Origin of the sequence: Wolbachia endosymbiont of Drosophila bicornuta, from assembly GCF_028982105.1 — a bacterium.
GTDB classification, from domain to species: Bacteria; Pseudomonadota; Alphaproteobacteria; order Rickettsiales; family Anaplasmataceae; genus Wolbachia; species Wolbachia pipientis.
This window is the reverse complement of the sequence record NZ_JAPQLF010000116.1, coordinates 1-8711: the sequence shown is the minus strand read 5'-3', so window position 1 is coordinate 8711 and position 8711 is coordinate 1. Positions and strand designations below refer to the sequence as shown.

Sequence of the window (8711 nt, the reverse complement as noted above, 5' to 3'; positions counted from 1 at the left end):
TTGCGGTGTAGGTTAGTTGCAAGTTAAAAGCAGCTAAATCGCTCTTAATCAAGCGTTTTAGAATAAAAAAAACGCCGGTATTTTAGTACATGGTAAATAGCCAACCACCGAGTGGCTTCTTTTGCCTTTTTTTTATTTGGTAAATTTATTAAACATTTATAGTTGCAATTTAAGAGCCCGTAAAGGGTGTCATTCCAGTGCCCCTGTGATGTATTCCAGTGCTTGACACTGGAATACAGTTTTCCATATAATCTCATCGAAAATGTTGTAACCACTTTCCATGCTAGTTTGCGTGTTCACAAGCAAACTTTTCTGGATCACAGTGTCTGGGCACTGGGATGACAAGAGAAGGTACTAGCCTGACACCCTGACAACCGTCATCCCGCTGCTTGTTAGCGGGATCTATGCTAATGCCCTTTTATTCTTTCAATTATGTTATTTCCATTTAAATCTGTCTGTTCCGCAACTTCAGTGAATACAGTTGAATACTCCCTAAAACTGATCGTCATAACTTTACCCTACTTTGAATAATATTTTGATCATTACATATTGTAACAAAAAAAAATCAACTCATTTCTTCTAACGGATCTATATTAAAGATAGAAAGTCCAGAAGCAATGACGTGTGCTAAGGCTTGGACAAGTTGCAGCGGTGAGATCTTTCTTATATTTTTCATTGTGTAATCTTCTGTGTTTGTAAATGTTTTTTCTATACCCCACTGCAGTAATAAGTACTTTACGTTCTGAATGATTTATGATGTAAATTATACGGTAGTTGCTAACCCTTATCCTATATTGCCCTCTAAAGCTATGACATAAAGGCTTTCCTAGATTAAAAGGATCAACTGTAAGGCGTTTCTTTATGGCCTCCTGAACCATTAATTTAATCTTTGCCGGAAGAGCTGGAATTTCTTTTTCAATAACATTTTTTAAGAATTTTATAGTGTAAGTTTTATTTCCAGATGTTTTCATCATCCTCTACTTCTTCTTCACCTTCAGAGAGGCGATCGTCAGCTATTTTGGATAGCTCTACATCTTCTTTGAACTCTTCTTCCACTAAATCTACTAAAACTTCAGGAATAGTTTTATTTTGAGTCTCTGCCATTTCTGTAAGATACTGAGCCAATTTACTGTCAAAACTTACATTAACATTGAGCTTTTTTTGACTGTGAGCCATATATTAACCAGAAAACACTGCTATAAACTATAACATTTTTACTTAATTTTGTCAACTTCTCTATTCGTTGAAAAAACAATCTTGCATAAAAAAATCAACTCATCTCTTCCAAAGGCTCTATATTGAAGATAGAAAGTCCAGAAGCGATGACGTGTGCTAAGGCCTGCACGAGAAACATTCTTGCAGCGGTGAGGTTTAAGTTGTCTTCCAGTATGAAACGCATGTTTAAATCACTCTTGCCATACCCCCATAAAACGTGAAACGCTTCTGCAACTTCAAGTAAGTAGAAAGTAATTCTGTGTGGCTCACAAAGCCTTGCTGCAATTTCTACCACATCTGGCCACTTTGCTAAGGTTTTTATGAGGAAGAGCTCTCCACCTGTCCTTAAAAGTGAAGGATCTGCTGTTGGGAGCTCTTTTGGAGCATTACGCATTAACGAATGAGCACGAGCATGCGCATATTGCACGTAAAAAATAGGGTTGTCTTTTGACTGTTCTTTAACTTTAGCAAAATCAAAGTCCAAGACCATATCATTCTTGCGTGTTAGCATTATAAAACGAGTTATGTCCCTGCCAACTTCTTCCACTACATCTCTTGCTGTTAGGAAGTTTCCTGATCTTTTGGACATCTTAACAGGTTTGCCGTTCTCGAAAAAATTCACAATATTATGCAGTTTTACCTCTATTTTTGCTTGATCATCACTGAGCGCAGAGACGACTGCTTTGAGTCTTTTGACATAACCGCCGTGGTCACTACCAAGCTCTACGATCATATTGTTAAAACCACGCGATATCTTATCAAAATGGTAAGCGATATCCGAGGCAAAATAAGTCCAACTGCCGTCCTCTTTCTTCAATGCACGGTCAACGTCATCACCAAATTTTGTAGAGCGAAATAGCATCTCTTTTCTGGAAGTCCAATTTTCGCTTTCTTTGCCTTTTGGTTTCTCCAGGTACCCTTCATACACTAGACCCTTGTCAGACAATATATTTATACTCTCTTCAATTTTGCCACTTTTTTGTAGCTCATACTCTGAAGTAAAAACATCATGATTTACTCCAAGTAAGTTCATGTCTTCCTTTATGATTTCTAAGATAGAACTTAAAGTATAGTCTCTAATCACTTGATTATCTTGCTTTTCTAGAAGCTCTGCGCCATATTTTTTGGCCAGCCCAGTCCCTATTGGTTTTAAATATTCACCTGGGTATAAACCTTTTTCGATGCTGATTTTTTCTCCCAGAGCTTCCTTATACCGCAAATATACTGACCGAATTAGCGTATCTATCTGCGCTCCAGCATCATTAATATAGTATTCCTTAGTAACTTTATAACCAACTTTTTTCAATAAATTTGCCAGAACGTCACCAAATACTGCCCCTCTTGCATGACCAATATGCAGTGGACCAGTTGGATTTGCAGATACAAATTCAACATTAATGGCCTGATTGTTCCCTATATCTAGGGTGCCAAACTCTGTTTTTAGCTCATTTATTTGTTTTAAAATCCCATGCCATACTTTTATTTTTAAGTGTATGTTGATGAAACCAGGGCCCGCTATTTCCACTTTTGCAACTTCATCAAAAAGTTCAAATTCTTTGGCTAAAACCTCTGCAATTTCAATGGGATTCTTCTTTTCATGCTTTGCGAGCACCATAGCAACGTTTGTGTAAATGTCTCCATGTGCTCTGTTACTTGGGGGTTCTACGATAAAGTTTGTTGTATCTGTATTTATAATACACCTTTGCTTCAACTCGTTTAATTTACTCAAAATTAAGGAAGAAGCCCTTTTGAAAATGTTCATCAACTAGAAAAACTATGAAAACCTCCAACAATATAGCGAATAAGTGGGGCTAGTTGAAGGTTTATCTTAACTATTTTATCTTCCTGGATCAGAGTTTATATTAAGTCGTTGCCGTAACCATGGTAAGAGAAAGCCATACCTTCACTGTAACCATCATTACCAGCATCAGGCTCTTCAACATCATCAGTTACTACCTGATCTTCAGTTGTGATTTTATCCTTGATCGTCTCATCTACACCCTCATCACTATAAGAAAATTTGTTAGTATATGAATAGCGATTATTGATTTTATCACTATAGTTATGTTTTAACATAGAGACCTCCTATACAGTCAAAATTGGAATTACATTAAGATAGAACAAGCTATGAATATAACGTGAATGAAAGAAACTACAGATCACGAAATTTCCGGATAACTATGGAACCATTATAAAATAATAAAATTAAAAATTTAATAATTTTAATTATAAATCTAGCATATCAACTAACGGTATGATTTAAATTTTCTTTCAATTCCACTGTATCTTCGCCAGTTTTGCATACAGCCCGTCTTTACTCATTAGAGAGTCATGAGTTCCTACTTCTTCTACTTTTCCATGATTAATTACTATAATCTTGTCAGTCTTGAGTGCGGTTGATAGCCTGTGTGTAATTACGATTGTTGTTCTGTTTTGCATTAACTTGCTCAATGCTTTTTGCACGAGGTTCTCACTTTTGTAATCAAGGGCAGAGGTTGCTTCATCCAGTATTAAAACCTGAGGATTGTTGAGTATGGCCCTTGCTATTACAATACGTTGTTTTTGTCCTTCAGAAAGTTTTAATCCTCTTTTTCCTACAAATGTATCAAATTTATCAGGCAGCTTATCAATAAATTCCATTGCATAAGCGCTGATGGCTGCTTGCTTTACTTCCTCATATTCGGCACCTGGTTTGCCATATAGTATATTTTCCATTATTGAGCAAGAGAATATCATTTGATCTTGTGGCACTAAGCCAAACAACGATCTGAGGTCATTTAGCGCAATTGACTTAATGTTGTGCCCATCGATAGTAATGCTACCTTTGTTTGGATCATGAAAACGCAGCAGAAGCTTTAAAATGGTGCTTTTACCACTGCCAGATGGTCCAACAATTGATACTGCTTGACCTGCCTCTATAGAAAATGATACGTTATCTAATGCTGGCTTATCAGCATAAAAAAATGTTACACCATTAAACGAAATTCCCTTTTGAACACTACAAATTTTTATAGGATCATCGGGATCTGCTATAGAGCTTTTCATATTTTTAAATTCAAATAAACGCTCTACTATTCCAAGACATCGTTGTAAATCACTGATATTATCGCTCAAATTATTTATAGCTCCTGCCGCAAGCGCTGAATAAAACACAAATGAGGAGAGTTCTCCAATAGTTATATTATTGCTTAAGACTTCTTTAATACCAAAAAAGAGCAAAACAACTAGTGAACCTATCACACACGTGATAACTAGAGTTACTAAAATAGCACGCAAGAGTACTAATTTTACGTATGATTTTGATACTGAGTTTAAATGTTCCTTAAAACGGATTTTTTCGTTTTCCTCGAGTACAAACGATTTGATAGTCACTATAGATCTAAAATTTTCCTCACTAAATGACGCAAGCTCACTTAATTTATCCTGAGCAAAGCGTGCATAGCTACGCACTTTTTTTCCAAGTGAGGTCATGATAATGAGTAGCATAGGTATTATTGCGGCTGCATACGCAGTTAGTTGTATATTTGTATATAATAACATAGCAACACTGCCAATCAGAATCACAAAATTTCGTAATATGGTTAGTAAGCTGCTGTTTATTATTGATTGCAGCACAGAGGTATCAGTAATTAACGCTGAGATAACATCTTGTACGCCTGTGTTCTCAAAGAAACTTGGTTGCAAGTTAGTGATACTGCTATATAAGTCATATCTGATTCTTGCGATAACTTTCTCGCTGCCAATGCCAATGAAATATAGCCGAGTAAATGCAGTGAGAGAAATGGCTAAAACTATAAGTATTGCAACTAATAGTTTGGTAGTAAAATCGTGCTCTGTGCCAGAATCAATTATATTGCTTAAGCCTCTGCCAAAGAGGAGGATCGTTAAGGCTGAAAATAAAACTGCAATAAAAGCTATGACAAAATAGGATAGATTAGGCTTTATATAGTAAAATAACTGCCTAATATTAGATCGCATCTTATTTTAAAGTTTCTAAAGTTAAGTATATAGATTTTAGTTTCAGGGGAAAGGTGTAGTATGAAGCAATTTAGGTTCTGCAGCTGTTATAGTCCACCAAGAAAAGGTAGTAGCCCGCAGAAACGAAAAACTTGCTTGACAAACTCCGCCAGTCCTCTTATCATGGCATTGAAGGTACTCAGTTATCTTCATCTGTGCAGATTAAACAGCAAGAAAACAACGTAGTTGGCGTCTTGTTTTTGATTTTGTGCGCTATGTGCACCTTATGTCTTCACAACATTTCTAGGTTTTTACCTATATAAGCTGAAGCGCGCTTATAAGTCGTTTAAGACAGTATAGTGCGCCAATTTGCAGGATTAGAGAGTGACAACTAGCTAACACGGGGTTTCTTTTGCCTTTTTTTCTGCTTAGTAAATTTCTTAAACATTTAAACTAAGGTGAGTTGCATTTAAAAGCAGCTAAATTGCAGTGTTTAAGACTTAAAAAACGCCAATACTGAAAATATAGCACTTCTCGCAATAGTCCGAATAGGATAAGATATGTGCTTATGGCTATGGTAGAGCAGTAGCATATTATGATCTGTTCGGATTATTGTAAAAAGAGCTATACTAAGCAACTTACTAAAAGTAAAAGCCTCTTTTTCTTCCCTTTTCGATATCTGCTTACCTTGAGCTATACGCTCATAAATTTCAGATGAAGTTTTTAGATTATTTAAAAGTGATTTGTTTTCGTGTAAAGATAAAGCTTGAGATAAACCACGCGTAGTTGCTACGCATTTACCATTAACATTAACTCCTCGCTTTTCAAAAGAAGGCAAATAAAGGCCTTGTTTCGCTAATTCAATAGATGCATTTGGAAAGCTGCTAGATACAAACTGCAAAAGCGCTACTTGTTGCTCTTTATCAAAATGTAATGACTGTACATGAGATAATGTTAATTCTAAGTACTCTAATAGTAGTTCACGTATTCCATTTTGATTTTGAAGTCGTATAGTGCCTCTAATCAATGGATCATTGTCACGACTTTGTCCAGCATTAGTACCAGTGTTTCGAAATTCTCTTGAGATTTCTCTTCTCAGATCTTGAAAGTACTGTTCATTTCTAGGATGATTTTGATTATCCTGATTATTCAAGCCTGGAACATTTAACGTAAGACGGCGACGCATCTCATCCAACATACCTAGACCCCTTTCTCCAAGGTTATTATTTCCTTGTAAAACTTGATTGATATCTCTGGCATTCTCCAAAGCCCACAAGCCACAATTGTGATTGTCTCTTTGTTGTACTGACAAATTACCTTGCTGATCAGCAAGAATGTTATGGATATTAGCATTATTAATACCACTATCTTCTAAAGCTAGTCTAACATCATTTGGAATACCGCCACCAGTTGAGTTAGCATAATAACAATAATAATTCTCATTTTGGTAAACAATAGTTAATGTAACCCAATGAACGTTACCTAAATTAACAATTAAAGTTAATATCCTTCTTTCACCATTTTCTCCACCACGAAGCCTTTGCAGATTTTCACGTACCCATTGATACTCTTGACGTACTACTTGCCCATCATCATCACGTCGCTCTGGCTCTGTTATCTGTGCTTCTGAAGTTATTGCAAACAATTGATCATTTTCAACATTAAAGCCATACCTTCTTGCAGCATCAAATACATCACGGTGTTGAAGCCAATAATGATAATTAAGATTATCTGTTGCAAAATCTAATGTAAGTATATCATGTACATTTTCTAGCTGATCAAAATTACCATTTGGATTATTTTGAATATACGCATTTATTAGTTGTAATACTTGTTCTTGATTACGAGCAGCTCTTCTTGGTCCATAATGACGATTAATTTCATGTATATAAAGATTTTCTGGAATAGTTATAAGTTCTTCCGCTCTCTGTGCAGCTACATTAAGTACAACAGGACAGAAAACCACCTCATTTCCAGAAGTAACAGGCAAATACCCTCTTTCCTTTTCCATAAGTTCATTTATTCGCTGTTCAGCTTCTTCTTGCTCTTGTTGTACTTCTTGTTCACTACCAGCAAATCCTAACACATACCCAATTGGGTGAGTATCTGAATCATTCCCTGTAGGTCGTCTTAATGACAGAAGATCTAATCTCTGTTCCGTAACTCTCGTGCGTACTTCTTCCACCACTCCTTCTCTTATCCTTTCAGGACCATATGTTTGACTTATCTTGTACCTAGAAAGTACTTTATCAGGACTGTCATAAACATAAAATACACCATGCAATATAGACCGAAACTTGTCCTCGCTATCTACATCTATTATTGCATTACCATTCATATCTTCTGGCATTAATACTCTGGAAATAGCCGTCAATAGTTCTCCGTGCTGAGCACCATCTTGCCAGTCATCATTCATAACTCCCTCTAAAATACCATGTACATTTTCAGCATTGGGAATTTCTACAAGCTGATCACCAAGCAAATCACCTCTATTCCCCAGCAGGTAATCTTCCGGTGTATTAAATCTAACTGCATTAGAATTTATTCCAGATCGATCATTAAGTGTGTATGTCACTACACCCACAGCAGCAATATTATCTTGTGGTAAACGGATTGCCTCTAGTTGTATATCATTGCTGGCTCTAATATGAAGTATAACTACATCAGAATCTTGAGCATGCAAGACCATAGTTAAAACGCTTCTTCTTAAATTCTGATTATTGTATCTAAATATGTATTTTGTTACATATGCTTCATCATCTTCTTCTAGTCGTACAGGGTGTATATCAAAAGCACTACTCCCAAAAGCAAAACCAGTCATATAATCAAATCTCCTATCGCGATTACCTTCATCTATTGGTATTTCGCGTGGAAGATGATGTAGTAAAAAATTTCTAGTTTCCTCTTGAATTTGTCTGTCTTGTCTATTTCGTACACGCTCAAATAATTTTTCTACTAAAGGAAATCTATCCTGTTGAAGTTCTACTGTATCAACACTAAAAGGATCTAGATTTAAATTAAAATTTAATCCAACACAAACAGCATATCCTGATTCAGTATGAACAGGTATAAATGAAGAAGTACGTAATCTCTTAGCATTACCTCTAGCGCGATTTAATGCAGCACCAGAAGGCGTCCTCCATCCAATAACATTAATAACGATAGGAATGTTTTCTCTCTCTTCTTGACGATGTACAAGGAAAACAACACATGAATTTTCAGTAGACAAGTCAGGGTCAATATCTATCGTGTGGAGATGACTAAAATTTGCTAAAAACCCTAATAAAAATCCGTGACCCTCAAATTCTTGATTGCGATTTCTAATATCACTTTCTAGTCTGTCTGCGTAACGACGATAGATTCGAGTTATGTATGGCAAAATTTCTTCGTACATTCTATCTCTTACATCTTGCCTTTCGTTTCCTGCTATCATCTCTATAAAATTGTCAATTCGTTGTTGACCTGGTGCTATAGCTCTTTTTACAATAATCCGAACAGATCATAATATGCTACTGCTCTACCATAGGCATAAGCACATA

At 36.0% G+C, this 8711-nt stretch carries 5 protein-coding genes and 1 pseudogene; all 6 read right to left on the bottom strand.

The genetic code is table 11. From position 1 onward, the window contains the following. Positions 1–707 precede the first annotated feature (707 nt). A pseudogene (locus OZD68_RS06615) lies at positions 708–878 on the bottom strand (type II toxin-antitoxin system RelE family toxin); the annotation flags it as partial. A 73-nt stretch (positions 879–951) separates the two neighbouring features. Next, complete coding sequence (locus OZD68_RS03885; RefSeq protein ID WP_182282688.1) at positions 952–1176, bottom strand: hypothetical protein; 225 nt, start codon at positions 1174–1176, stop codon at positions 952–954. 94 nt (positions 1177–1270) lie between these two features. Then, the gene (argS, locus tag OZD68_RS03880) at positions 1271–2977 is read right to left on the bottom strand and encodes an arginine--tRNA ligase (protein WP_182309330.1); all 1707 of its coding nucleotides are present in this window, start codon (positions 2975–2977) and stop codon (positions 1271–1273) included. A 95-nt stretch (positions 2978–3072) separates the two neighbouring features. After that, positions 3073–3291 carry a hypothetical protein gene (locus OZD68_RS03875; RefSeq protein ID WP_010962563.1) on the bottom strand — a complete coding sequence of 73 codons (219 nt, stop codon included), beginning with the start codon at positions 3289–3291 and terminating at the stop codon, positions 3073–3075. Between the two features lie 195 nt (positions 3292–3486). Next, complete coding sequence (locus OZD68_RS03870; RefSeq protein WP_182309297.1) at positions 3487–5193, bottom strand: ABC transporter ATP-binding protein; 1707 nt, start codon at positions 5191–5193, stop codon at positions 3487–3489. Positions 5194–5665: 472 nt separating this feature from the next. Continuing rightward, a complete protein-coding gene (locus tag OZD68_RS03865; RefSeq protein ID WP_275009051.1) occupies positions 5666–8605 on the bottom strand; it encodes a cytoplasmic incompatibility factor CifB in 2940 nt (979 codons plus the stop codon). Between the last annotated feature and the right edge of the window lie 106 nt (positions 8606–8711).

Excerpts from the sequence above, each read along its gene's own strand:
- OZD68_RS03885 (WP_182282688.1), bottom strand. The coding sequence starts at position 1,176 with ATGGCTCACAGTCAAAAAAAGCTCAATGTTAATGTAAGTTTTGACAGT.
- argS (WP_182309330.1), bottom strand. The coding sequence starts at position 2,977 with ATGAACATTTTCAAAAGGGCTTCTTCCTTAATTTTGAGTAAATTAAAC.
- OZD68_RS03875 (WP_010962563.1), bottom strand. The coding sequence starts at position 3,291 with ATGTTAAAACATAACTATAGTGATAAAATCAATAATCGCTATTCATAT.
- OZD68_RS03870 (WP_182309297.1), bottom strand. The coding sequence starts at position 5,193 with ATGCGATCTAATATTAGGCAGTTATTTTACTATATAAAGCCTAATCTA.
- OZD68_RS03865 (WP_275009051.1), bottom strand. The coding sequence starts at position 8,605 with ATGATAGCAGGAAACGAAAGGCAAGATGTAAGAGATAGAATGTACGAA.